We start from the raw sequence: 25,976 nt of genomic DNA on the forward strand, positions 1-25,976 counted from the left end.
CCTTTAAGTCAGAAAATCATTGACCGAAAAGTCAGACCTGCTAAATTCGGTTCATATCGGTTAACAACAATAATGAGTCTGCGAGGCCTTCCGTGATCCAGTTTTTACTAAACCAGGAACTCCGTAGCGAGCACGCCCTGGACCCGAACCTGACCGTGCTCAATTATCTGCGCGACCATGTGGGCAAACCCGGTACCAAAGAAGGCTGCGCCAGCGGTGATTGTGGCGCGTGCACCGTGGTCGTCGGCGAATTGCAGACCGATGACGACGGCCGCGAACACATTCGCTACCGCAGCCTCAACTCGTGCCTGACCTTCGTGTCGTCCTTGCACGGCAAGCAGCTGATCAGCGTTGAAGACCTCAAGCACAAGGGCGAGCTGCACAGCGTGCAAAAGGCCATGGTCGAATGCCACGGCTCGCAATGCGGGTTCTGCACCCCAGGTTTCGTGATGTCGTTGTTCGCACTGCAAAAGAACAGCGATGCACCGGATCAGCACAAGGCCCACGAAGCCCTGGCCGGCAACCTCTGCCGCTGCACCGGCTATCGGCCGATCCTCGAAGCCGCCGAGCAGTCCTGCTGCGCTAAAAAGCCGGACCAGTTCGATGCCAACGAAGCCCAGACCATCGCCCGGCTCAAAGCCATCGCGCCGACCGCCATCGGCGAACTCAACAGCGGCGACAAGCGCTGCCTGGTGCCCCTGACCGTGGCCGACCTGGCCGACCTCTACGACGCTTATCCACAGGCCCGCCTGCTGGCCGGCGGCACTGACCTGGCGCTGGAAGTAACGCAGTTCCACCGCACCCTGCCGGTGATGATCTACGTCGGCAACGTCGCCGAAATGAAGCGCATCGACCGCTTCGACGACCGCCTGGAAATCGGCGCCGCCACCGCCCTCTCCGACTGCTACGAGGCCCTGAAGGCCGAGTACCCGGACTTCGGCGAACTGCTGCAGCGCTTCGCCTCCTTGCAGATTCGCAACCAGGGCACCCTGGGCGGCAATATCGGCAACGCCTCGCCCATCGGTGACTCGCCTCCCCTGCTGATTGCCCTGGGCGCACAGATTGTCCTGTGCAAGGGCGAGACCCGCCGCACCCTGGCCCTGGAAGATTACTTCATCGATTACCGCGTCACCGCGCGCCAGGAAAGCGAGTTCATCGAGAAGATCATCGTGCCGCGTGCCAGCGTCGAACAGCTGTTCCGCGCCTACAAGGTGTCCAAGCGCCTGGACGATGACATTTCTGCCGTGTGCGCCGCATTCAACCTGCGCCTGGAAAACGGTGTGATCGCCGACGCCCGCGTGGCCTTCGGTGGCATGGCGGCCATTCCGAAACGCGCCAACAGTTGCGAAACCGCGTTGATCGGTTCGCCCTTCAACAGCGCCACCGTTGAGCGCGCCTGCGCGGCCCTGGCCGAAGATTTCACACCGCTGTCGGACTTCCGCGCCAGCAAGGAATACCGCCTGCTCAGCGCGCAGAACCTGCTGCGCAAATACTTCATCGAACTGCAAACGCCGCACATCGAGACTCGGGTGACCGCTTATGTCTAACCATCACGCCGTAGAGAAGACCCAGGCCGAACTGGCTGAACTGTTCGCCAAGGACCTGGCCACCGGTGTCGGCCGCAGCGTCAAGCACGACAGCGCCGCCAAGCATGTGTCCGGTGAAGCGCAATACATCGACGATCGCCTGGAGTTTCCGAACCAGCTGCATGTGTACGCCCGCATGTCGGACCGCGCCCACGCCCGGATCATCAGCATCGACACCTCGCCCTGCTATGCCTTCGAAGGTGTGCGCATCGCCATTACCCACGAAGACGTGCCGGGCCTGAAAGACATCGGTCCGTTGCTGCCGGGTGATCCGCTGCTGGCGATCGACACCGTACAGTTCGTCGGTCAACCGGTGGTGGCCGTCGCCGCCAAGGACCTGGAAACCGCACGCAAGGCGGCGATGGCCGCGATCATCGAATACGAAGACCTGGAGCCGGTGCTGGACGTGGTCGAAGCCCTGCGCAAGCGCCACTTCGTGCTCGACAGCCACACACACCAACGCGGCGATTCGGTCACGGCGCTGGCCACTGCCGAGCATCGCATTCAAGGCACCCTGCACATCGGCGGCCAGGAACACTTCTACCTGGAAACCCAGATTTCCTCGGTGATGCCTACCGAAGATGGCGGCATGATCGTCTACTGCTCGACCCAGAACCCCACCGAAGTGCAGAAGCTGGTGGCCGAAGTGCTGGACGTGTCGATGAACAAGATCGTCGTCGACATGCGCCGCATGGGTGGCGGTTTTGGCGGCAAGGAAACCCAGGCGGCGAGCCCGGCGTGCCTGTGTGCGGTGATTGCGCACCTCACCGGCCAGCCGACCAAGATGCGCCTGCCGCGCGTCGAAGACATGCTGATGACCGGCAAGCGTCACCCGTTCTATGTCGAATACGACGTGGGCTTCGACAGCACCGGGCGCCTGCACGGCATCAACCTGGAACTGGCCGGCAACTGTGGCTGTTCGCCTGACCTGTCGGCGTCGATCGTCGACCGCGCGATGTTCCACTCGGACAACTCGTATTACCTGGGCGACGCGACCGTCAACGGCCATCGCTGCAAGACCAACACCGCGTCGAACACCGCCTACCGTGGTTTCGGCGGCCCGCAAGGCATGGTCGCCATCGAGGAAGTGATGGACGCCATCGCACGTCACCTGGCCCTCGACCCACTGGCGGTGCGCAAGGCCAACTACTACGGCAAGACCGAGCGCAACGTCACTCACTACTACCAGACCGTCGAGCACAACATGCTCGAGGAAATGACCGCCGAACTGGAAGAAAGCTGCCAGTACGCCGAGCGCCGCGAAGCGATCCGTCGCTATAACGCCAACAGCCCGATCCTGAAAAAGGGCCTGGCGCTGACCCCGGTGAAATTCGGCATCTCCTTCACCGCCAGCTTCCTCAACCAGGCCGGCGCCCTGGTGCACGTCTACACCGACGGCAGCATCCACCTCAACCATGGCGGCACCGAGATGGGCCAGGGCCTGAATACCAAGGTTGCACAAGTCGTGGCCGAAGTGTTCCAGGTGGAAATGGACCGCGTGCAGATCACCGCGACCAACACCGACAAGGTGCCGAACACCTCGCCGACCGCGGCCTCAAGCGGTGCCGACCTGAACGGTAAGGCCGCTCAGAATGCCGCGGAAACCATCAAGAAACGCCTGGTCGAATTCGCCGCAAGGCAATACAAGGTCAGCGAAGAAGACGTGGAGTTCCACAACGGCCACGTGCGGGTTCGCGATCACATCCTGACCTTCGAAGCATTGATCCAGCAGGCGTATTTCGCCCAGGTGTCACTGTCGAGCACCGGGTTCTACAAGACCCCGAAAATCTACTACGACCGCAGCCAGGCTCGGGGACGCCCGTTCTACTACTTCGCCTTCGGCGCAGCGTGCTGCGAGGTGATCATCGACACCCTGACCGGCGAGTACAAAATGCTGCGCACCGACATCCTCCACGACGTCGGCGCCTCGCTGAACCCGGCTATCGACATCGGCCAGGTCGAGGGCGGTTTCATCCAGGGCATGGGTTGGCTGACCATGGAAGAACTGGTGTGGAACAACAAAGGCAAGCTGATGACCAACGGCCCGGCCAGCTACAAGATCCCGGCCGTGGCGGACATGCCGCTGGACCTGCGGGTGAAGCTGGTGGAAAACCGCAAGAACCCGGAAGACACGGTGTTCCATTCCAAGGCCGTGGGCGAGCCGCCGTTCATGCTCGGCATCGCCGCCTGGTGCGCGATCAAGGACGCCGTGGCGAGCCTGGGCGACTACAAGCATCAACCGAAAATCGACGCACCGGCGACCCCGGAGCGGGTGTTGTGGGGCTGTGAGCAGATGCGCCAGTTGAAGGTGGCGAAGGCTGTCGAGGCCGAAACCGAGTTGGCTTCGCTCTAAGGACCGCGTCGCCTGCTTCGCTGGCAAGCCAGCTCCTACAAGGATCGCAGATCACCTGTAGGAGTTGGCTTGCCAGCGAAGAGGCCTGAACAGACAACAGAGATGTTGAGGTGAGACATGTACAACTGGATCGACGCCCTCGCCGACCTGCAAAACCAGGGTGAACCCTGCGTGCTGGTGACCATCATCGAAGAGCTCGGCTCGACGCCGCGCAACGCTGGGTCGAAGATGGTGATCAGTGCCCACCAGACCTTCGACACCATCGGTGGCGGGCATCTGGAATACAAAGCCATGCAGATCGCCCGCGAGATGCTCGCCAGCGGCAAGCAGGACACCCATCTGGAGCGCTTCAGTCTCGGCGCCAGCCTGGGCCAGTGTTGCGGTGGCGCGACTGTGCTGCTGTTCGAACCGATGGGCCAGGTCCAGGCGCAGATCGCCGTGTTCGGCGCCGGCCACGTCGGCCGCGCGCTGGTGCCGCTGCTGGCCAGCCTGCCCTGCCGGGTGCGCTGGATCGACTCACGGGAAGACGAGTTCCCCGAACAGATCCCCCATGGCGTGCGCAAGATCGTCAGCGAAGAACCGGTGGATGAAATCGACGACCTGCCCGCCGGCAGCTACTGCATCGTCATGACCCACAACCATCAGCTCGACCTCGAGCTCACCGCGGCGATCCTCAAGCGCAACGACTTCGCTTATTTCGGCCTGATCGGTTCGAAGACCAAGCGCGTGAAGTTCGAACACCGCCTGCGCGACCGTGGCTTCGACAGCGGCGTCGTGCAACGCATGCGCTGCCCGATGGGCATCGGCGAAGTCAAAGGCAAATTGCCTGTGGAAATCGCCATCTCCATCGCCGGCGAGATCATCGCCACCTATAACGCCAATTTCGGCCAGCAAACGTCCCGCGCCGAACCGATTGCCAAACTGCTGCCCGCTTCACGCCGCAGTCAGGCCGCAAACCTGAAAGCCTCAAATTGAGAACTGACATGCCTCTGACTCGCAAAGCTTACCGCGCCGCCATCCTGCACAGCATTGCCGACCCTGCCGAAGTGGGTATCGAAGCCTCCTATGAGTACTTCGAAGACGGCCTGCTGGTGGTCGAAAACGGCAAAATCAGCGCCCTTGGTCACGCCAGTGAATTGCTGCCGACCCTGCCGGCCGATATCGAGATCACCCATTACCAGGATGCGCTGATCACCCCCGGCTTCATCGACACCCACATCCACCTGCCGCAAACCGGCATGGTCGGCGCCTACGGCGAGCAACTGCTGGACTGGCTCAACACCTACACCTTCCCCTGTGAAAGCCAGTTCGCCGACAAGGGCCACGCTGACCAGGTGGCGGACATCTTCATCAAGGAACTGCTGCGCAACGGCACCACCACCGCGCTGGTGTTCGGCAGCGTGCACCCGCAATCGGTGAACTCGTTCTTCGAGGCCGCCGAGCAACTGGACCTGCGCATGATCGCCGGCAAGGTGATGATGGACCGCAACGCCCCGGACTACCTGACCGACACCGCCGAATCCAGCTACCTCGAAAGCAAGGCGCTGATCGAGCGCTGGCACGGCAAAGGTCGCCTGCACTATGCCGTCACCCCCCGTTTTGCACCGACCAGCACACCGGAACAGCTGACCCTGGCCGGCCAGTTGCTGACCGAATACCCGGATCTGTACATGCAGACCCACATCAGCGAAAACCTCAAGGAAATCGAGTGGGTCAAGGAACTGTTCCCGGAGCGCAAGGGCTACCTGGACGTCTACGATCACTACCAGTTGCTCGGCGAGCGCTCGGTGTTCGCCCACGGTGTGCACCTGTGCGATGACGAATGCGCGCGACTGGCCGAAACCGGTTCGGCCATCTCGTTCTGCCCGACGTCGAACTTCTTCCTCGGCAGCGGCCTGTTCAACCTGCCGATGGCCGAGAAGCACAAACTCAATGTCGGCATCGGCACCGATGTGGGCGGCGGCACCAGTTTCTCGCTGCTGCAAACACTGAACGAAGCCTACAAGGTCATGCAGCTGCAAGGCGCGCGCCTGAGCCCGTTCAAGTCGCTGTACCTGGCCACCCTCGGCGGCGCCCGTGCGCTGCGCCTGGAAGACAAGATCGGCAACCTGCAGCCGGGCACCGACGCCGACTTCCTGGTACTCGACTACAACGCCACGCCGTTGCTGGGCTATCGCCTGCAGCAGGCCAATAACATTGCCGAGACGTTGTTTGTGTTGATGACGCTGGGGGATGACCGGACCGTTCAGCAAACCTATGCGGCGGGGAATCTGGTGCATCAGCGCTAACCGGCCCGACACTGATCGTTCCCATGCTCCGCGTGGGAATGCCTCTAGGGACGCTCCGCGTCCAGTGACGCGGAGCGTCACGGGCTGCATTCCCACGCAGAGCGTGGGAACGATCATGACTCAAAAAAATCCCCCGCGACCTTTCGGTCCGGGGGATTTTTTCATTGGCTATATCAGATTTTCGCTGGCGAACGCCCTGGCTTCTTGGTCTGCAGCAAATGCGAGAACACCGCGTGCAAATCATCCGACGCACTTTCTTCGTCGAGATTGAGCTTGCTGTCGATGTGATCCATGTGGTGCATCATCAGGTTCACCGCCAGCTCGGCGTCGCGCTTTTCAATGGCGTCGATCAACTGGGTGTGCTCGTCGTAGGAGCAGTGGGAACGGTTACCGCTTTCGTACTGGGCGATGATCAGTGACGTCTGGGACACCAGGCTGCGCTGGAAGCTGATCAGCGGGGCGTTTTTCGCCGCTTCGGCCAGTTTCAGGTGAAATTCGCCCGACAGGCGGATACCGGCACCCCGGTCGCCACGGGAGAAGCTGTCGCGCTCGTCGTTGACCATCTGCCGCAATTCGGCAATCTGCTCGGCGGTGGCGTGCTGCACCGCCAATTCAGTGATCGCTCGTTCCACCAGACGCCGGGCCATGAACACCTGGCGCGCCTCTTCGACGCTCGGGCTGGCAACGACGGCGCCGCGATTCGGACGCAGCAATACCACGCCTTCATGGGCCAGGCGCGACAGCGCGCGGCGGATGATGGTGCGGCTGACCCCGAAAATTTCCCCCAGCGCTTCTTCGCTCAACTTGGTGCCGGGCGCCAGGCGCTGTTCGAGGATGGCCTCGAAGATATGCGCGTAGACAATATCGTCCTGGGTTCCGCTGCGGCCGGCTTTGCCTGCTCGCGGCTGTTTCTTTAGGGGTTGCAACTGTTCGTTCATGGGCACTCGAGTCGGGAGAACTGCGGCGAATTGACGGTGACTGTAATACGGCACAGTGGGTCGCTGGCAAGTATCGCGTAAAAAACACTGCGATTGTACACAATGGTTAGTGCCAACACGACTGTACGGCTGTTTGTCACTTCCGCTGTATCGCAACGATCCATTACGTTTGAGTTTAGGCTTTAACGCAGAATCCGCCGCCTGAACAAGGAACACCGCTGTCATGACAGACGCCACGCACACGCAACTGCGCCCCCTGGCCGACACTTCGCCGTCGGCCATCGTCGCCGGGTTCATCGCCATGATGACCGGCTACACCAGTTCCCTGGTGCTGATGTTCCAGGCCGGGCAAGCGGCCGGGCTGACCAGCGGGCAGATTTCGTCGTGGATCTGGGCGATTTCCATCGGCATGGCGGTGTGCTCGATCGGCCTGTCGTTGCGCTATCGCACCCCCATCACCATTGCCTGGTCCACCCCGGGCGCGGCCTTGCTGATCACAAGCCTCGGTGGCGTGACCTACGGCGAAGCCATCGGTGCCTATATCACCTGCGCGGTGCTGGTGACCATTTGCGGCCTGACCGGCAGTTTCGAACGCCTGGTGAAAAAGATTCCCGCGTCCCTGGCCGCAGCGTTGCTGGCGGGGATTTTGTTCAAGATCGGCAGCGAGATTTTCGTCGCGGCCCAGCACCGTACCGCGCTGGTGCTGGGCATGTTCCTGACCTACCTGGTGGTCAAGCGCCTGTCGCCGCGGTATGCCGTGCTGGGCGCATTGCTGATCGGCACGGCCTTGTCCGGGGTCATGGGGCTGCTGGACTTCAGCGCGTTCCACCTGGAAGTGGCCACGCCTGTATGGACCACACCGCATTTCTCCCTGGCCGCGACCATCAGTATCGGCATCCCGTTGTTCGTGGTGGCGATGACTTCGCAAAACATGCCGGGCATTGCCGTGCTGCGTGCCGACGGCTACAACGTGCCGGCCTCGCCGCTGATCACCACCACCGGGATCGCTTCATTGTTGCTGGCGCCATTCGGCTCCCACGGGATCAACCTGGCCGCCATCAGCGCGGCGATCTGCACCGGGCCACATGCCCACGAGGATCGCAACAAACGCTACACGGCGGCGGTCTGGTGCGGGATTTTCTATGGCATCGCCGGTGTGTTCGGCGCGACGCTGGCAGCGTTGTTTGCCGCACTGCCCAAGGAGCTGGTGCTATCGATTGCCGCACTGGCGCTGTTCGGTTCGATCATCAATGGCTTGAGCATCGCCATGAGCGAAGCGAAGGAGCGTGAGGCGGCGCTGATCACCTTCATGGTCACGGCATCGGGGCTGACGCTGTTTTCCATCGGTTCGGCGTTCTGGGGGATTGTGGCGGGGGTTGTGACGCTGGTGATCCTCAACTGGCACAAAGCCTGAGGAACATCCTCTGTAGGAGCAAGGCTTGCTCGCGATAGCGGTTTCAACGACGCCATCGCGAGCAAGCTTTGCTCCTACAAAAAAGCAGGCATAAAAAAACGGCGACCCTCGGGTCGCCGTTTTTTAGAACATCAAGCTACCGGATTGATCGGCTTTTCCGGGTACCAGACGTCCAGCAGCGGGCTGACTTCAACGCTGGTCAGCTCGGTGCGGCCTTTGAGCCAGGCTTCAACGGCAGCGCGTTGTTCAGCGCTGACCGAGCCACGCTTGATCAGGCAAACCAGACCGTAGTCATCACCGCCGACATAGCCCAGACCGTTGGCTTCCATGGCTTCTTTGAGGAACGCCTCGAGGAAGGCATCAATGGCTTCTTCGGACAGATCTTCCTTGAAATCCAGGTTCAGTTCGAAACCCAGCTCTTGAAATTCATCGACGCACAGTTTTTTGCGCAGACGCTGGGAACGGTTAGTCGCCATTGGAACAATCCTCTTAAGTAATAACGGGCCGCACTTTAGCAGTTTAAGCCGCCAATTGCCCGACTCTCTGGGCCGCCACGCCTACCGTCGGTAAAAAATAGCCGATTGGAAGGCCCTGTACGGCACACGCCGTAGCACCTTGGGGCATAATGCCGACACTTTCATGACCACTGAGGGAAATTATCTTCATGCCCTCGTCTTTTTTCCCCCTCGGCTGTAGGGTTTTATCTACATGATCAAATCGTTGCGTCCATTGCTCCTGGCCGGCCTGCTTTTGCCCCTGGCCCTCCCGGTTTCCGCTGACCCGATCAATACCAGCCTGTCGCCCAATGTCGAAAAAGCCCTCAAGGCCAGCAAGTTGCAGGACAACGCCCTGTCGCTGGTGATGATTCCGCTGAACGGCCCCGGCACCCCGACCATTTTCAACGCCGACGTCTCGGTCAACCCGGCCTCGACCATGAAGCTGGTCACCACCTACGCTGCCCTGGAAATGCTCGGCCCCAATCACCAGTGGAAAACCGAGTTCTATACCGATGGCACCCTCAGCGGCGGCATCCTCAACGGCAATCTCTACCTCAAGGGTGGCGGCGATCCGAAGCTGAACATGGAAAAACTCTGGCTGCTGATGCGCGACCTGCGTGCCAACGGTGTGACCCAGGTGACCGGCGACCTGGTCCTGGACAAGAACTTCTTCGTGCAACCGCAACTGCCCGAGTTCAACGACGACGGCAACGACGAGAACAAGCCCTTCCTGGTCAAGCCCGATGCGTTGCTGGTCAACCTCAAGGCCCTGCGTTTCGTCGCGCGTAATGACGGCGGGCGTGTGCTGGTCTCCGTGGAACCGCCTATTGCCAGTATCCGCATCGAAAACCAGGTCAAGGCGATCAACTCCAAGCAATGCACCGGTGGCGTGCGCTACAACCCGGTGCCCCAGGCCGATGGCAGCGTGACCGTGACGGTCGGCGGCCAGTTGGGTGAAGGCTGCAGCTCGCAGACTTACCTGTCGTTGCTCGACCACGCCACCTACACCGCCGGCGCCGTGCGCGCGATCTGGAAAGAACTGGGTGGCAGCATCCAGGGCCGGGATGTGCTGGCGCCAACGCCGAAGGATGCCAAGGTACTGGCGCGGGCATTCTCGCCGGACCTGGCGGAAATCATCCGCGACATCAACAAATACAGTAACAACACCATGGCCCAGCAGCTGTTCCTGAGCCTGGGCCAGAAATTCCGCACCGATGCCGACGCCGACGACGCCAAGGCCGCCCAGCGCGTGGTCCGTCAGTGGCTGGCGAAGAAAGGCATCACCGCGCCGCACCTGGTGATGGAGAACGGCTCCGGCCTGTCCCGCTCCGAACGCGTCAGTGCCCGGGAAATGGCGTCGATGCTGCAGGCCGCCTGGCGCAGCCCTTACGCCGCCGAGTACATCAGCTCGATGCCGATTGCCGGTACCGACGGCACCATGCGTAAACGCCTGAAGACCACCGCGATGCGTGGTGAAGCCCACGTCAAGACCGGCACCTTGAACACCGTGCGGGCGATCGCCGGCTTCAGCCGCGACGTCAACGGCAACACCTGGGCGGTGGTGGCGATCCTCAACGACAAGGCACCGTTTGGCGCGTCGTCGGTACTCGACCAGGTGCTGCTGGACCTGTATCGCCAGCCGAAACTGGCGCAGACGGCTTCGGTGTTGTAAGCACACCTCAATCAACTGTGGGAGCGAGCCTGCTCGCGATGATGGCGGCACATCCAACAATGATGTGACTGAAAGACCGCTATCGCGAGCAGGCTCACTCCTACAGGTTTTGCGTCCAGCCAAGCTAGTTCATCTCCCCCTGCACCCGATCCCTGCCCTCCTGCTTCGCCACATAAACCCCCGAGTCCGCCCGTAGCAACAGCGCATCCGCGCCCTCGCCAACCCGCCAGCTGGCAATACCGAAACTCGCCGTGACGACGCCTACTTCATCAATCGGCGCGCTGCGCAGGCTTTGCCACAACTCCAGTGCCAGCAGATGGGCCTGCTCGCCGCCGATGTCCGGGCAAAGGACCATGAACTCCTCGCCGCCCAGGCGGCAGAACACATCCGTGCGCCGCAGCCGATGGCCAATGCGCTCGCACACGGCCTGCAACACCCTATCGCCCACGGCATGGCCGTACTGGTCATTGATGCGCTTGAAGTGGTCGATGTCGAGCATGATCACCGACAGTTCGCCACCGCCGCGCTCCACCCGGGCCATTTCGGTGGTCAAGCGTTCCTGGAAGTAGCGGCGGTTGTGGATGCCGGTCAGGGCGTCGGTGACTGACTGCGCCCGCAGTTCTTCTTCCACCCGCTTGGTGTCGGTGATGTCGGAGATATAGCCATGCCAGAGTACGCCGCCGCCCGGCAGTTCTTCCGGGGTCGCCTCGCCGCGGACCCAGCGCAGGCCGCGTTGAGGCAATTGCACGCGGTATTCCTCGCGCCAGTGGCTGAGGGCGTTGGCCGAGGCGCGGATCGAGGCGCGCACGCGGGTGGTGTCCTGGGGATGAATCCGCGTGAAAATCGCTTCGGCGTTGAGCAGCAGCACGTCCGGTTCCAGCTCATAGATCTCGCGAATGCCGTCGCTGGCGTAGATCACGCTGAAACGCCCGTCGAACTCCATCTTGAACTGGTAGATGCCGCCGGGCACATGGGCACTGAGTTTCTTCAGCAACAGGTCCCGTGCGGCCAGGGCCTCATGCACGCGCTTGCGTTCGGTGATGTCGATACAGATCGCCAGGTGCCCGACCCACAGCCCCTGCTCGTCGAGCATCGGGGTCGCCAGCATGTTGACGATCAGGTGGCTGCCATCGCCGCGCACCAGCGTCCATTCGCGCGCCTCATGGCCGCCTTCCACGCCGCCCTCGACCAGCATCGCATGACAGGCCGGGACCGGCTTGCCGTAACGCGCCGTCAATTCTGCCGAGCGTGCCGCGAGTTCCCGGGGCAAGTGCAGGTTTTCCAGGGTCATGTGCCCGACCACTTCGGCGACGGTGTAACCGAGCATCTGCTCGGCGCCAGCATTGAAGGTGCTGATCACTCCGCGCAGGTCCGTGGCAATGATCGCCACTTGGGTCGCGGCATCCAGCACCCCGCGCAACTGGCCATGGGTGCCACGCAGCTCCTGTTCGCGGGCGCGCAGTTCCCCGGTCCGTTGCTCGACCATTTTCAGCGCCCGCTGCCGCTGACTGGCCAGTACATAGAGCAAGGCGCTGAGCAACACACTGAGCAGGCCACCGAGCACCACCAGCGTGGTCACTGAAGAATGGTTGGCCTTGAGGAAAGCCTCGCTGGGCCGGATATCGACCTGGTAATCATGGTCGGCAAGACGCAACAACCGCGTCGCGGACAAATCACTGGACGCTGGCGCATTGGGCGATTCGAACAGCACCTCGTGCTGCTCATCGGTGGACAAGTCGAGGATGCGCACCGAGAGATAATCACGGCCCGCCTCCGGCAACCCGTCCGCCAGCAACTGGCGCATGCTGATCACCGCCATGACATACCCGAACGGCTTGCCGGTTACGCCGCCGCTGCCGCGCAACATGACCGGCGCCACCAACAGTACGCCGCGCGCATAAGCCGGCTCGATATTGACCAGGTGCATCGGCTGTGACACGGCCATGCCCTGGTGCTGGTCGGCCCGTTGCAGTGTGGCGCGCCGCAAGGGCTGGGCCAGCAAGTCATAGCCCAGGGGCGCACCGAGCTTGCTTTGGGTCTGGCTATAGAGCACCGCCACGTACTCGTCCCGATCGCCGGCTGATTGCAGTTGGCCGGCGGCATTGAGCTCGCGCAGGGTGAATTCGCTCAGGCCCTCCTCGCGCGCCCGGCGCTCGAAGGCTGGCCGCTGCTCCCGGCTGACCCGTTCGGCGAACGAATAGGCCTGGGTCCGGTGCAACAGGGGTTGGGTGTAGCCGTTGAATTCTGCGCGCGAGACCGTATCGGAGTTGGCAAAGAACCGGCGCAGGCCATCGAGGCGCTGCTCCTGATCCTGGAAACGTTCTTCGATTCGGCTGTAGCGTTCACTGGCCAGCAACTGGAAGCGTTGCCGCAATTGATGTTGAAACAGGTCCAGCGTCGACCAGGCGAGCAATGCCGTGAGAATCCCGCCGACGAGCAAGACCATGAGCGCGACCAGCCCGGCCGGGACATCTTCGCTGATAAAACCCAGGATCTTGGGGCGCACGGCGTGCAACGACATAGACGCAACTCAAAACGCCATGTGCGGGAAAGCCCATTGGCCGTGGGTTGAGTTATAGCTATTAGCCACTAATTTGACCAGCATTGTCGCGGCGCATGTTTCGCCCGTAGGAGCGAGGCTTGCCCGCGAAAAACGATGACGCGGTGCGGCAGGAACACCGCAGCGCCTGGTTCGCCGGCAAGCCTGGCTCCTACAAAGCGAAGAACGATGACGCGGTGCGGCAGGGACACCGCAGCGCCTGGTTCGCCGGCAAGCCTGGCTCCTACAAAGCGAAGAACGATGACGCGGTGCGGCAGATGCACCGCAGCGTCCGGTTCGTCTATCAGCGGGCGGTGATTTTCCACGCGCGATGGATCTTGGCGTTACGGGAAAAATCCGCATCGATGGTCTGGGCGGTGATCTCTTCGATCGCGTAGCGCTCGCTGAGGTTGGGCTCGAGCTCGAACTTGCGGAAGTTGTTGGAGAAGTACAACACCCCACCCGGTGCCAGGCGCGCCATGGCCAGGTCGATCAGTTGCACCTGGTCACGTTGCACGTCGAAAACGCCTTCCATGCGCTTGGAGTTGGAGAACGTCGGCGGGTCGATGAAGATCAGGTCGTACTCTTCACGGCAGGCGTCCAGCCAGACCATCACATCGCTCTGCTCGAGGCGGTTCTTGTCGGAGAAACCGTTCAGGGACAGGTTGCGACGCGCCCAGTCCAGGTAGGTTTTCGACAGGTCGACGCTGGTGGTGCTGCGCGCGCCGCCCTTGGCCGCGTGGACACTGGCGGTGGCGGTGTAGCAATACAGATTGAGGAAGCGCTTGCCGGCGGCCTCTTTCTGGATACGCATGCGCATTGGCCGGTGGTCAAGGAACAACCCGGTGTCGAGGTAATCGGTGAGGTTGACCAGCAGCTTCACGCCACCTTCGTTGACCTCGACGAACTTGCCCTGGGCCGCCTGGCGCTCGTACTGCTTGGTACCGCTCTGACGCTCGCGGCGTTTGACCACCACCCGGTTCTTGTCGATGTTCAGGGCCTGCGGGATCGCCGCCAGGGCATCGAACATGCGCGCCGAGGCTTTCTGCGGATCGATGGATTTCGGTGCGGCGTACTCCTGGACGTGGACCCAATCCTGGTACAGGTCGATGGCCATGGAGTATTCCGGCATGTCGGCATCGTAGACGCGATAGCAATCGATGCCTTCACGCTTGACCCACTTGCCCAGCGCCTTGAGGTTTTTCTGCAGGCGGTTGGCAAACATCTGCCCGCCTTCGCTCAGGCGCGGCTGCTCGATCACCGGCGCCGGTGCTGGCGTCGGCTTGATCGGGTTGCCGTTCTTGTTGTACTGGCGCTCTTGCGGCTCGTTCGGCGCCTGTTCGTAGGCCGCCTCTTCACGCTCGGCCTGACGCTGCTCCGGGGTACGACGCTCGCCGGTGACGAATTGATCCGGCAACACCTTGATCAGCAACAGTTTGCACGGCAAGGCGCCGTTCCAGAACGAATATTGCTTGTGGCTGCGGATGCCCATGCGCTTGCCCAGATCCGGGGCGCCGGTGAACACCGCGGCTTCCCAGTTGAGGCAAGCCTGGCGCAGGCGTTCGCCAAGGTTCTGGTAGAGGTAGAGCAGGCTCGCCTCGTCGCCCAGACGCTCGCCGTACGGTGGGTTGCAGATCACCAGGCCTTTTTGGTTCTGGTCCGGACGCGGCTCGAAGGTCGCGACTTCGCCCTGGTAGATCTTGATCCACTCGCTAAGGCCGGCACGTTCGACGTTGTTGCGGCCCGGTTGAATCAGGCGCGGATCGGCTTCGTAACCGCGAATCCACAACGGTGGCTTGGCCAGGCCGGCAGCCGCACGTTCGGAAGCTTCTTCATGCAGTTTTTTCCACAGCGCCGGTACGTGACCGAGCCAGGCGGTGAAACCCCATTGCTCGCGGCGCAGGTTGGGCGCGATGTCGGCAGCGATCATCGCCGCTTCGACCAGGAAGGTGCCGACGCCGCACATCGGGTCCGCCAGGGCGCCGCCTTCAGCCGCGATACGTGGCCAGCCGGAACGGATCAAGATCGCCGCCGCCAGGTTTTCCTTCAGCGGTGCCGCACCTTGCTGCAGGCGATAGCCGCGTTGGTGCAGGCTGTGGCCGGACAGGTCGAGGGAGAGAATCGCTTCGCCGCGATCCAGGCGCAGGTGGATGCGCAGGTCCGGGTTGAGCTTGTCGATGGACGGACGGTCGCCCTGCGGGGTGCGCAGTTTGTCGACGATGGCGTCCTTGACCTTCAAGGCGCCGAAGTGGGTGTTGTCGATGCCCGAGCCGTGGCCGCTGAATTCGACGGCCAGGGTGCCGTCATTGAGCATGTGGTCTTGCCACTCAATGTCCAGCACACCGTGGTAGAGGTCCTCGGCGTCTTTCATCGGGAAACGCTTGAGCACCAGCAACACCCGGTTGGCCAGGCGCGACCACAGGCACAGGCGATAAGCGGTTTCCATGGTGGCCATGCCACGCACGGCAGAAGTGTGCTCACGCGCTTCCTCAAGGCCAAGCCCGACGGCTTCCTCGATGAGCAGGCCTTCAAGGCCTTTAGGGCAAGTGAGGAAGAGTTCGAAACGATCGGACATGAGGATTCGGAGCCTTTGCTGAGTGGACCGGCAACGCATTGCCGGCCCGGTTTTCAATCAGGCGCTTTTCTCGAAGAGCGCCCGCGTGGCACGAAGGTGTGCCGTTCCACCCTTGCTGCCCGGGTTAAAAGAGCTTAGATGCAAGGACAGATAAAAAAGTTAATGCAACAAAATGACATAAGTCGACCCTTCGTCGAATAGTCCGTCCCGGCAACGGGAGGCATTCTCAGCAAGGGATTAACCTGGTCATCCAACGCAGGGCCGATCATACCGGGGTTTGATCAATAAATACGCCACAAACATCATGTTACTTAGTGCCATAGCACATTAATAGTTACGTCCTTATGACAAAACGATCATTCCCTCGATGTGACGCATTGGTTAGAACTCAATACAGGTTGGCGCCGCAATGACGCCAACACCTTGGCTCGTCACGCCGGCAACGAGCCCCCAACGGCAGAGTTTTTCTGCCAGACCTCGATTGAGGTCGACGCGATACCTACAGTCAACAAGTGAGGGCAACACCCTATGAGAAGACTTAAGCGTGATCCGTTGGAAAGAGCATTTTTGCGCGGATATCAATATGGCGTTGGTGGCAAATCCCGTGAGCTTTGCCCATTTACTCTACCGTCGGTACGCCAAGCCTGGATTAACGGCTGGCGAGAAGGACGCGGCGACAACTGGGACGGTATGACCGGCACTGCGGGAATCCACAGACTCAACGAACTTCACGCCGTCGGCTAACACAGGGCACACACTCCGACACACAATCTGATCATGTAGCGAATTAACCACGCACGTCCCATCCGGACGGCGGGCTGCGGCCCAAGGGCTCCTTTGAAGGGGCCCTTTTTTATGCCCTGAAAACACTTGCGGCGAGGGGATTTATCCCCGTTCGGCGGCGAAGCCGTCGCAAAACCTGCTTGCGAGGATTGACTAAAGAAAGCAGGGGGCCGCTTCGCGACCCAGCGGGGATAAATCCCCTCGCCACAAGAGCCCCATGCCGCAGCGTTAGCGCAGGGCGGCGATGGCGTCTACCGACTCGCGAATCAGCGCCGGGCCTTTATAGATGAAGCCCGAGTAGATCTGCACCAGGCTCGCGCCCGCGCTGATTTTCTCCGCTGCGTGCCGGCCTTCGGTGATGCCGCCAGCTGCGATGATCGGCAAGCGGCCGCCCAGTTCCGCAGCCAGCACCTTCACGGTGTGCGTGCTCTTGTCACGTACCGGAGCGCCGGACAGTCCGCCCGCCTCGTCACCGTATTCCATGCCTTCGACGCCCACGCGACTCAGGGTGGTGTTGGTGGCGATGACCGCGTCCATCCCGGTTTCGATCAACGCCTGTGCGACCTGCGCAGTTTCTTCGTCGGTCATGTCCGGTGCGATCTTGATCGCCAGCGGCACGTGCCTGCCGTGACGCAGCGCCAGTTCCGCGCGACGCGTGGCGAGGTCCGCCAGCAGCTGCTTGAGCGAGTCACCGAATTGCAGGCTGCGCAGGCCAGGGGTATTGGGCGAGCTGACGTTGACCGTCACATAGCTGGCGTGGGCGTAGACCTTGTCCAGGCAGATCAGGTAGTCGTCGACCGCACGCTCGACCGGGGTGTCGAAGTTCTTGCCGATATTGATGCCCAGCACGCCCTTGTACTTGGCGGCCGCCACGCGGGCCAGCAGGTGATCGACACCGAGGTTGTTGAAGCCCATGCGGTTGATGATCGCCTCGGCCTCCGGCAAGCGGAACAAGCGGGGTTTCGGATTGCCCGGTTGCGCACGCGGGGTAATGGTGCCGATTTCGACAAAACCAAAACCCAGCTGCGCAAAGCCGTCGATGGCCGCGCCATTCTTGTCCAGGCCGGCGGCCAGGCCCACCGGGTTCGGGAAGTCCAGGCCCATGACATTCACCGGCAGTTTTGCCGGGGCCTTGCACAGCAAGCCGTTGAGCCCCAGACGCCCACCCGCGCCGATCAGGTCCAGGGACAGATCGTGGGAGGTTTCCGGGGAAAGTTTGAACAACAGCTGACGGGCCAGGGTGTACATGGGCGGGCTTGACTCGATTGGCGGCGAAATGAGGCGGCGATTATACCCGCGCATCGGGGTCGCAAGCGAGGCGCGCGACAAAAACAGCGGGCGATGGCATATGCCTTGCACCGGCACAGGCATCAGCACGCAGGCCAACGGCGGAATGCGTGCCAGGACAATGGCGTCGTCAGCCGGCCCTGCTCATACGGGGCCCGGGACGACGTTTTTTTTGGAAGGTGCGAAATCGATGAACGAACCCTCAACCAACCCCCTGGCCTGGATTAATGGCAGCGATGCCCCGGAAAAGACCGAAATCAACCTCGGCTTCATGGCCCTGAGCGACTGCGCTTCGGTAGTGGTCGCCGCCACCCAAAGCTTCGCCCAGCCCTACGGCCTTACCTTGAACCTCAAGCGCCAGTCGTCCTGGGCCAACCTGCGGGACAAACTGGTCAGTGGCGAACTCGACGCCGCCCACAGCCTCTACGGCCTGATCTACGCCGTGCACCTGGGCATCGGCGGCGTGGCCCCCACCGACATGGCGGTGCTCATGGGCCTGAACCAGAACGGCCAGAGCATCAACCTCTCCCACGGTTTGCAGGCCGCCGGCGTGACCAGTCCTGAAGCACTGGACCGTCACGTGCACCAAACTCGCCCAAAACTGACCTTCGCCCAGACCTTTCCCACCGGCACCCATGCCATGTGGTTGTATTACTGGCTGGCGAGCCAGGGCATTCATCCGCTGCACGACGTCGACAGCGTCGTGGTGCCGCCGCCGCAAATGGTGGCGCACCTGCAAGCCGGGCGTATCGACGGTTTCTGCGTCGGCGAGCCCTGGGCCGACAGCGCGGTGAAGCAGGACCTCGGTTTTACCCTGGCCACTTCCCAGGCCATCTGGCCCGACCATCCGGAAAAAGTCCTCGGCTGTACGCGCGCCTTCGTCGAGCAATACCCCAACACCGCCCATGCCCTGGTGATGGCGATCCTCGAAGCCAGCCGCTTCATCGACGACAGCGTCGAGAATCGCCGCAGTACCGCGCAATTACTCAGCGCCCCGCAGTACCTCGATGCACCGCTGCCGTGCATCGAACCACGACTGCTGGGCGACTATGCCGACGGCCTGGGCAACGAATGGCAAGACCCGCACGCGCTACGCTTCCATGGGCAGGGGGCGGTCAACCTGCCCTACCTGTCCGATGGCATGTGGTTCATGACCCAGTTCCGTCGCTGGGGCCTGTTGCGCGACGACCCCGACTACCTCGCCGTAGCCCGTCAGGTGCAACAACTAGACTTATACCGTGAGGCCGCCAGCGCCGTCGGCGTCGCCGCCCCTGGCAACGAGATGCGCAGCAGCCAGTTGATCGACGGCAAGGTCTGGGACGGTGCGGACCCGGCCGGTTATGCCCGCAGCTTCAAGCTGCACGCCATGAGCGACAGCTCGCCACTTCTCGCCAGCCGCTGACAGGAGACTGCAAACATGCTGCGTATCCTGCTGATCAACGACACAGCGAAAAAAGTCGGGCGCCTGAAAGCCGCCCTGACCGAGGCCGGCTTCGAGGTCATCGACGAATCCGGACTGACCATCGACTTGCCCGAACGCGTCGAAACGGTGCGCCCGGACGTGATCCTGATCGATACCGAGTCACCGAGCCGCGATGTCATGGAGCAAGTGGTGCTGGTCAGCCGCGACCAGCCACGGCCGATTGTGATGTTTACCGACGAACACGACCCCGATGTGATGCGCCAGGCGATCAAGTCCGGGGTCAGTGCCTACATCGTCGAAGGCATTCACGCACAGCGCCTGCAACCGATTCTCGACGTGGCCATGGCGCGCTTCGAAAGCGACCAGGCCCTGCGCGCCCAACTGCACGCCCGTGACCAGCAACTGGCCGAGCGCAAGCGCATCGAGCTGGCCAAGGGGCTGCTGATGAAGATGAAGGACTGTAATGAAGAAGAGGCCTACACCCTGATGCGTCGCCAGGCGATGAGCCGCCAGCAGAAGCTGATCCAGGTAGCGGAGCAGATCATTGCCATGAGTGAGTTGTTGGGCTGAGATTTTTGGTGCCTTTGCAGGCCTCTTCGCGAGCAGGCTCGCTCCCACAATTGAAATGCATTCCCCCTGTGGGAGCGAGCCTGCTCGCGAATGGCCGCGACTCAGTCCCGACTGTTGGCACAGATCTGGCTAAGTAATCACCACAGGTAACCAACGGCGGTTGCCCCACCTACGACAAAGACGTCGCTCACCTCATTTGCCCCCATGGCGAATCAGGTGGCGGCGTTTTTTTTGTTTTGGCTCCCGTTCGAGACTCCTATCAGCTGAGGTGCGCGATGAATTCAAGCTTCTGGAAATCCGGCCATACCCCGACACTGTTCGCAGCCTTCCTCTATTTCGACCTGAGTTTCATGGTGTGGTACCTGCTCGGCCCGCTGGCCGTACAGATCGCTGGCGACCTGCACCTGACCACGCAACAACGCGGGCTGGTGGTGGCCACGCCGATTCTGGCCGGCGCGGTACTTCGTTTCGCAATGGGGATGCTGGCTGATCGCCTGTCACCCAAGACCGCCGGCCTGATCGGCCAGGTGATCGTCATCTGTGCGTTGTTCGGCGCCTGGAAACTCGGCATCCACACCTACGAGCAAGCCCTGCTGCTGGGGCTGTTCCTGGGCATGGCCGGCGCCTCCTTCGCTGTCGCCCTGCCCTTGGCATCGCAGTGGTATCCGCCGCAGCACCAGGGCAAGGCCATGGGCATTGCCGGGGCCGGAAACTCCGGCACCGTACTCGCGGCGCTGATTGCACCGGTTCTGGCGGCGGCCTTTGGCTGGAGCAACGTGTTCGGTTTCGCGCTGATCCCGTTGATCCTGACGCTGATCGTCTTCGCCTGGCTGGCCAAGAACGCGCCTGAGCGGCCGAAAGCCAAGTCGATGGCCGACTACTTCAAGGCCCTGGGCGACCGCGACAGCTGGTGGTTCATGTTTTTCTACAGCGTGACCTTCGGTGGCTTCATCGGCCTGGCCAGCGCCCTGCCCGGTTACTTCAACGACCAGTACGGCCTGAGCCCGGTGACCGCCGGTTACTACACGGCAGCCTGCGTGTTCGGCGGTAGCCTGATGCGTCCACTGGGCGGCGCCCTGGCCGATCGTTTCGGCGGCATTCGCACCCTGCTCGCGATGTACACCGTGGCAGCCATCTGCATTGCTGCCGTCGGTTTCAACTTGCCCAGTTCCTATGCCGCGCTGGCCCTGTTCGTGTGCACCATGCTCGGTTTGGGTGCAGGCAACGGTGCGGTGTTCCAGTTGGTGCCACAGCGTTTCCGTCGCGAGATCGGCGTCATGACCGGCCTGATCGGCATGGCCGGCGGCATCGGTGGCTTTGCCCTGGCGGCAGGCATGGGTGCGATCAAGCAAAGCACCGGCAGCTACCAGATGGCATTGTGGTTGTTCGCCAGTCTGGGCGTGCTCGCCTGGTTCGGCCTGCATGGCGTAAAACGCCGCTGGAGAACCACCTGGGGTTCGGCCGCCGTGACGGCTGCACGGGTCTGACGCCGCCATGAGCCTGCAATTGAGTTTCGCGCAAGCCAGCGCCATCGGCCCACGCGATGAGAATCAGGACGCCTTGCGCCTCGTCACGCCGGCCCCGGCGCTGGCAGCCAGCAAAGGCTACCTGTTCGCCATCGCCGATGGCGTCAGCCAGTGCGCCGACGGTGGCCTGGCGGCTCGCTCGACCTTGCAGGCCCTGGCACTGGATTACTACGCCACGCCGGAAACCTGGGGCGTCGCCCAGGCGCTGGATCGCCTGCTGCTGGCGCAAAACCGCTGGTTGCAGGCCAACGGCGCAGGCCAGCCACTGCTGACCACCGTCAGCGCCCTGGTCCTGCGCGGCCGGCGTTTTACCCTGGCCCATGTCGGCGATTGCCGGGTGTATCGCTGGCACGCCGAGCAGTTGCAGCGGGTCAGCGAAGATCACGTCTGGGACCAACCGGGCATGCAGCATGTACTCAAGCGCGCACTGGGTCTGGACCAGCACCTGGTTCTGGACTTTCTCGATGGCGAATTGCGCACCGACGAAAGCTTCGTGCTGCTCAGCGACGGCGTCTGGGCGGTCTTGGGCGACACCGCCATTGCGGCGATCCTGCGTGACCAACCGGACCTGGACAGCGCCGCGCAAACCCTGGTCAACGCCGCACACCTGGCGGGCAGCCAGGATAACGCCAGCGCCCTGCTGGTGCGGGTCGATGCCCTGGGTGAGGCGAACATCGGCGATGCATTGATCCATCTGCAGCAATGGCCGCTGCCACCGGCACTGAAACCGGGCCAGGTTTTCGAGGGCTGGCAGATTGAAGGAATTCTCGGCCAGAGCCAGCAGTCGTTGCTCTATCGGGTACGCGACAGCCAGCAGCAACCCTGGCTGCTGAAAACCCTGCCCCCTCGCCTGCATGACGATCATCAGGCCGGGCAAGCGTTGCTGTCCGAAGAATGGTTCCTCAAGCGCGTGGCCGGGCGGCACTTTCCTGAAGTGCATGCGGCCAGCCAGCGTCAGCATCTGTACTACGTGATGCGTGAGTATTCGGGCTCGACACTGGCGCAACTGCATGAACAAACCGGCCCCATGCCCCTGGCGCAATGGCAGGACGTGGCTGAACGCCTGCTGCGAGCGGTCGGCATGCTCCATCGACGGCAGATCCTGCATCGCGATATCAAGCCGCAGAACCTGCTGTCAGGGGACGACGGTGAGTTGCGCCTGCTGGATTTCGGCCTCGCCTACTGCCCTGGCCTGTCTGAGGACCAACCCAGCACCCTGCCCGGAACCCCCAGCTATATCGCCCCGGAAGCCTTCCGCGGCGATGCACCGACGCCACAACAGGACCTGTATGCGGTGGGGGTGACTTTGTATTTCCTGCTCACCGGGCAATTTCCCTACGGTGAAATCGAAGCCTTCCAACGCCCGCGATTCGGCGTTCCGGTCAGCGCCAGTCGCTACCGCCCCGACCTGCCGGAATGGATTGCGCAAAGCCTGGAACGCGCAGTTGCCGCAGACCCGGCGCAACGCTTTGAAACTGCCGAGGAATGGTTGCGGCTGCTGGAACAGGGGGAGCGTCGCAGTTTAAGCGTACGCCCCAGGCCTTTGCTGGAGCGCGAACCGCTGAAGGTATGGCGGACGTTGGCCCTGCTGTCACTTGTGGCGAACCTGGCGTTGCTGTTCCTGGTGTTCCATGGCTGAGCCTGCATTGCCTTTAAAACCGATCATCGTCATTTCGTGAGGAACAACACTATGAACGCAAAAGTCTGGCTGGTGGGTGCGGGTCCCGGCGATCCTGAATTGCTGACCCTCAAGGCGGTGCGCGCATTGAAAGAAGCGGACGTGGTGCTGATCGATGACCTGGTCAATGGTGCGATACTCGAACACTGCCCCGAGGCACGGGTCATTGCGGTGGGCAAACGCGGTGGTTGCCGCTCCACGCCGCAAGCGTTCATCCATCGCCTGATGTTGCGTTACGCCCGGCAGGGCAAATGCGTGGTGCGGCTCAAAGGGGGCGACCCGTGCATTTTCGGGCGCGGTGGCGAAGAGGCCCAGTGGTTGCGCGAGCGTGGGGTCGAGGCCGAGCTGGTCAATGGCATCACGGCCGGGCTCGCAGGCGCCACTCAATGCGATATTCCACTGACCCTGCGCGGTGTGGCGCGCGGCGTGACACTGGTTACCGCCCATACCCAGGACGGCAGCAGCCTGAACTGGCAGGCACTGGCCCAGGGTGGTACGACCCTGGTGATCTACATGGGCGTGGCCAAGCTCAGCGAAATCCGCGAGCAGCTGCTGGCCGGAGGGATGGCAGAGGATACGCCGGTGGCGATGATCGAAAACGCTTCACTGCCCCATCAACGCGAATGCAGGAGCGATCTGACAGCCATGGAGGAAGATGCCTACGCCTTCGAACTGAAAAGCCCAGCCATATTGGTCATCGGTGCGGTTGCGGCTGGTGAACAGATCAAAGGATCGGAGCTTTTGCAGGATTCTGCAGAAACGGCAGCCTAGGCACACCGCAGGGTCTGGTCCACCTGTAGGAGCCAGGCTTGCCGGCGAAGAACGATGACGCGGAGCAGCAGATATACCGCGGCGCCTGGTTCGCCTGTAGGAGCGAGGCTTGCCCGCGAAGAACGATGACGCGGTATGACAGTTACACCGCGGCGCCTGGTTCGCCGGCAAGCCTGGCTCCTACAGAGCGAAGAACGATGACGCGGTGCATCAGATACAGAACCCAAATCGCAGGCAAAGAAAAGCCCGGCATGAGCCGGGCTTTTCTCAGAGCTGCGGGCTAATTACTTAGCTTGAGCTTCAACCTGCGCTTCTACGCGACGGTTTACAGCACGGCCAGCTTCAGTGGCGTTGTCAGCAACTGGGCGGGATTCGCCGTAGCCAACAGACTGAACGCGGGACGATTCAACACCGTACTGGTTGGTCAGAACTTGCTTAACGGCGTTTGCACGACGCTCAGACAGTTTCTGGTTGTAAGCGTCAGGACCGACGGAGTCAGTGTGACCTTCAACAGTGGTGCTGGTGGATGGGTACTGCTTCATGAAGTCAGCCAGGTTCTTGATGTCGCCGTAGCTGTTAGGCTTGACTACCGACTTGTCGAAGTCGAATTTCACGTCCAGCTCAACACGAACAACTTCAGCAACTGCTGGGCAGCCATCAGCGTCAACAGTTACGTTGGCTGGGGTGTCCGGGCACTTGTCAACGTTGTCGCACACGCCATCGTTGTCGCTGTCGGAGCAGACTTCTGGTGCTGCAACTGGAGCAGGAGCTGGCTTGGAGCCGCCACCGAAGTTCACACCGATACCGACGCTAGGAGCCCACTCGGTGTTGCCCTGGTCGATGTTGTACTGAGCTTCAACGCCAGCACGGGCGTAGAAGTTGTCGGTGAAGTACAGCTTGGCGCCGCCACCAACGTTGGCGAAGGTGGAACGGTTACGACCGTTCGAACCGTTCTGGTCGATGCTCTGGTCGGAGAAACCGGCCGAGACGTACGGACGCAGCATGTCGCCCGGGTTGTTGAAGTGGTACAGAGCATCCAGAGCGGTGTCCGCGCCTTTGATGTTCTGGCCAGAGTCGGAACGTACGTTGTGCACTTCGTCGTAAGCCAGACGCAGTTCAACGTCGTCGGTCAGGAAGTAACCAACAGAACCACCGAACAGATTGCCGTCGTTTTTGAAGTTACGGTCGCTGTCATAGTACTCTTTCTTTGCGAAGCCTTCGATTTCAACTGCGCCTTGGCCCTGTGCCAGAGCGCCGATTGAAGTGGCGGCAATAAGAGAACCAATGGCCAAGCCCAAGGTGTTTTTCAGTTTCATCCGTTAAATCCCCATCTGGTGATTGTGAAGCAGTCCCGCAAACCGGGGGACAACTCGGCGGCAAGTCTATCAGAACTTGCCTACACGTAAGAGATATTTGCGCCGAACTAAGTTTCAGCAATGCCTGCAAATTTCTCACGCAATTTATCTAGAGCGCGTTTGTACCGCATTTTTGTGGCGCTCAAGCCCATGTGCATGATGTCTGCGATCTCCTGAAACTCCAGCTCTGCGACAAATCGTAGCACCAGAATTTCGCGGTCAATCGGGTTCACATACACTAACCAGCGATCAAGTCCACCCTTCTCCTCGGGTTTCGGCGCCTTTTCTTCAGACGCTTCCTCGAGGGGGTCAAGACTCAAGGCGTCCATCAAGCGACGCTTTCGCCGTTCCTTCCGATACTGCGTAATGCACTCGTTGTACGTGATGCTATATAGCCATGTCTTGAACTTCGATTTGCCCTCGAAGTTCTTCAGGCCGTACAGCACCTTCAACATGACCTCCTGACAGACATCATCAGCGTCGCGATCGTTCCCGAGATACCGTGCACACACGTTAAATAATGTTCGCTGGTAACGCCGCATCAGTTCTTCATAGGCGCGCGTTACGTGAAACAGCTCGGTATGCGAGCGCGCGACCAACTCCTCATCAGAGAGCTCGCGGGGGTCGTAGCGCATGGATAGCGATTGGGCTTTATTCAAAACAAGTCGTGCCGACAGTCAGGTCAATGTCCGCCGCAGCCAGCATCAGGCGGCATTTTACG

Annotated in this window: 20 protein-coding genes; 13 read left to right on the top strand and 7 right to left on the bottom strand. The window is 61.6% G+C overall.

Features of this window, described 5'->3' with window-relative positions:
* Positions 1-92 precede the first annotated feature (92 nt).
* The 4 genes from xdhA (at position 93) to guaD (ending at position 6,227) form a co-directional block, all read left to right on the top strand.
* Entirely contained in the window at positions 93-1,547 is a 1,455-nt protein-coding gene (gene xdhA / locus HFK74_RS04535) for a xanthine dehydrogenase small subunit (RefSeq protein WP_180202533.1), read from the top strand.
* Positions 1,540-3,939, top strand: coding sequence for a xanthine dehydrogenase molybdopterin binding subunit (gene xdhB, locus HFK74_RS04540; protein WP_180202534.1), 2,400 nt, complete (start codon positions 1,540-1,542; stop codon positions 3,937-3,939). Before xdhA ends, xdhB begins: the two co-directional genes overlap by 8 nt.
* 117 nt (positions 3,940-4,056) lie before the next feature.
* Positions 4,057-4,914 carry a xanthine dehydrogenase accessory protein XdhC gene (gene xdhC, locus HFK74_RS04545; RefSeq protein WP_180202535.1) on the top strand — a complete coding sequence of 286 codons (858 nt, stop codon included), beginning with the start codon at positions 4,057-4,059 and terminating at the stop codon, positions 4,912-4,914.
* Positions 4,915-4,922: 8 nt separating this feature from the next.
* Positions 4,923-6,227 (top strand): guanine deaminase, encoded by a 1,305-nt coding sequence (gene guaD / locus HFK74_RS04550; RefSeq protein WP_180202536.1) that lies wholly within the window; start codon positions 4,923-4,925, stop codon positions 6,225-6,227.
* A gap of 173 nt (positions 6,228-6,400) precedes the next feature.
* On the opposite strand, the gene HFK74_RS04555 is transcribed toward guaD, so the two are convergent.
* The gene (locus HFK74_RS04555) at positions 6,401-7,165 is read right to left on the bottom strand and encodes a GntR family transcriptional regulator (RefSeq protein ID WP_007971481.1); all 765 of its coding nucleotides are present in this window, start codon (positions 7,163-7,165) and stop codon (positions 6,401-6,403) included.
* A 223-nt stretch (positions 7,166-7,388) separates the two neighbouring features.
* On the opposite strand from HFK74_RS04555, the gene HFK74_RS04560 reads away from it, so the two are divergent.
* Positions 7,389-8,579: a benzoate/H(+) symporter BenE family transporter gene (locus HFK74_RS04560; protein WP_180202537.1), complete on the top strand. Its 1,191-nt coding sequence runs from the start codon at positions 7,389-7,391 to the stop codon at positions 8,577-8,579.
* A 131-nt stretch (positions 8,580-8,710) separates the two neighbouring features.
* On the opposite strand, the gene HFK74_RS04565 is transcribed toward HFK74_RS04560, so the two are convergent.
* Positions 8,711-9,055: a YggL family protein gene (locus HFK74_RS04565; RefSeq protein WP_008056407.1), complete on the bottom strand. Its 345-nt coding sequence runs from the start codon at positions 9,053-9,055 to the stop codon at positions 8,711-8,713.
* A gap of 232 nt (positions 9,056-9,287) precedes the next feature.
* On the opposite strand from HFK74_RS04565, the gene dacB reads away from it, so the two are divergent.
* Positions 9,288-10,748 (top strand): D-alanyl-D-alanine carboxypeptidase/D-alanyl-D-alanine-endopeptidase, encoded by a 1,461-nt coding sequence (gene dacB, locus HFK74_RS04570; RefSeq protein ID WP_008056405.1) that lies wholly within the window; start codon positions 9,288-9,290, stop codon positions 10,746-10,748.
* Between the two features lie 124 nt (positions 10,749-10,872).
* Here the strand turns inward: dacB and HFK74_RS04575 are convergent, their stop codons facing one another.
* Entirely contained in the window at positions 10,873-13,269 is a 2,397-nt protein-coding gene (locus HFK74_RS04575) for a GGDEF domain-containing protein (protein ID WP_180202538.1), read from the bottom strand.
* A 119-nt stretch (positions 13,270-13,388) separates the two neighbouring features.
* Between HFK74_RS04575 and HFK74_RS04580 the strand changes: the two genes are divergently transcribed.
* Positions 13,389-13,685, top strand: coding sequence for a hypothetical protein (locus HFK74_RS04580; RefSeq protein ID WP_180202539.1), 297 nt, complete (start codon positions 13,389-13,391; stop codon positions 13,683-13,685).
* Here HFK74_RS04580 and rlmKL read toward each other — a convergent pair.
* Positions 13,592-15,862, bottom strand: a complete 2,271-nt coding sequence (gene rlmKL, locus HFK74_RS04585; protein ID WP_180202540.1) for a bifunctional 23S rRNA (guanine(2069)-N(7))-methyltransferase RlmK/23S rRNA (guanine(2445)-N(2))-methyltransferase RlmL — start codon at positions 15,860-15,862, stop codon at positions 13,592-13,594. The genes HFK74_RS04580 and rlmKL overlap by 94 nt on opposite strands.
* Before the next feature lie 528 nt (positions 15,863-16,390).
* On the opposite strand from rlmKL, the gene HFK74_RS04590 reads away from it, so the two are divergent.
* Positions 16,391-16,606 (top strand): ribosome modulation factor, encoded by a 216-nt coding sequence (locus HFK74_RS04590; RefSeq protein ID WP_003223300.1) that lies wholly within the window; start codon positions 16,391-16,393, stop codon positions 16,604-16,606.
* 267 nt (positions 16,607-16,873) lie between these two features.
* On the opposite strand, the gene HFK74_RS04595 is transcribed toward HFK74_RS04590, so the two are convergent.
* The gene (locus HFK74_RS04595; RefSeq protein WP_180202541.1) at positions 16,874-17,893 is read right to left on the bottom strand and encodes a quinone-dependent dihydroorotate dehydrogenase; all 1,020 of its coding nucleotides are present in this window, start codon (positions 17,891-17,893) and stop codon (positions 16,874-16,876) included.
* 229 nt (positions 17,894-18,122) lie between these two features.
* Between HFK74_RS04595 and HFK74_RS04600 the strand changes: the two genes are divergently transcribed.
* The 5 genes from HFK74_RS04600 to cobA all read left to right on the top strand — a co-directional run bounded on the left by HFK74_RS04600 (position 18,123) and on the right by cobA (position 23,900).
* Positions 18,123-19,334, top strand: a complete 1,212-nt coding sequence (locus HFK74_RS04600; protein WP_180202542.1) for a CmpA/NrtA family ABC transporter substrate-binding protein — start codon at positions 18,123-18,125, stop codon at positions 19,332-19,334.
* Positions 19,335-19,349: 15 nt separating this feature from the next.
* Positions 19,350-19,925 (top strand): ANTAR domain-containing response regulator, encoded by a 576-nt coding sequence (locus HFK74_RS04605; protein WP_008056396.1) that lies wholly within the window; start codon positions 19,350-19,352, stop codon positions 19,923-19,925.
* Between the two features lie 275 nt (positions 19,926-20,200).
* On the top strand, positions 20,201-21,412 hold the full coding sequence (locus HFK74_RS04610) for a NarK/NasA family nitrate transporter (protein ID WP_180202543.1): 1,212 nt from the start codon (positions 20,201-20,203) through the stop codon (positions 21,410-21,412).
* A gap of 7 nt (positions 21,413-21,419) precedes the next feature.
* A complete protein-coding gene (locus HFK74_RS04615) occupies positions 21,420-23,090 on the top strand; it encodes a bifunctional protein-serine/threonine kinase/phosphatase (RefSeq protein WP_180202544.1) in 1,671 nt (556 codons plus the stop codon).
* Between the two features lie 51 nt (positions 23,091-23,141).
* Complete coding sequence (cobA, locus tag HFK74_RS04620) at positions 23,142-23,900, top strand: uroporphyrinogen-III C-methyltransferase (RefSeq protein WP_008061707.1); 759 nt, start codon at positions 23,142-23,144, stop codon at positions 23,898-23,900.
* A gap of 284 nt (positions 23,901-24,184) precedes the next feature.
* Here cobA and HFK74_RS04625 read toward each other — a convergent pair whose 3' ends face one another.
* Both HFK74_RS04625 and sigX read right to left on the bottom strand, forming a co-directional pair.
* Positions 24,185-25,216, bottom strand: a complete 1,032-nt coding sequence (locus HFK74_RS04625; RefSeq protein WP_180202545.1) for an OmpA family protein — start codon at positions 25,214-25,216, stop codon at positions 24,185-24,187.
* Between the two features lie 107 nt (positions 25,217-25,323).
* Positions 25,324-25,914, bottom strand: coding sequence for an RNA polymerase sigma factor SigX (sigX, locus tag HFK74_RS04630; RefSeq protein WP_075949123.1), 591 nt, complete (start codon positions 25,912-25,914; stop codon positions 25,324-25,326).
* Positions 25,915-25,976: the final 62 nt, after the last annotated feature.

This window comes from Pseudomonas sp. SbOxS1 (assembly GCF_013416725.1).
In the GTDB taxonomy this organism is placed as follows: Bacteria; Pseudomonadota; Gammaproteobacteria; order Pseudomonadales; family Pseudomonadaceae; genus Aquipseudomonas.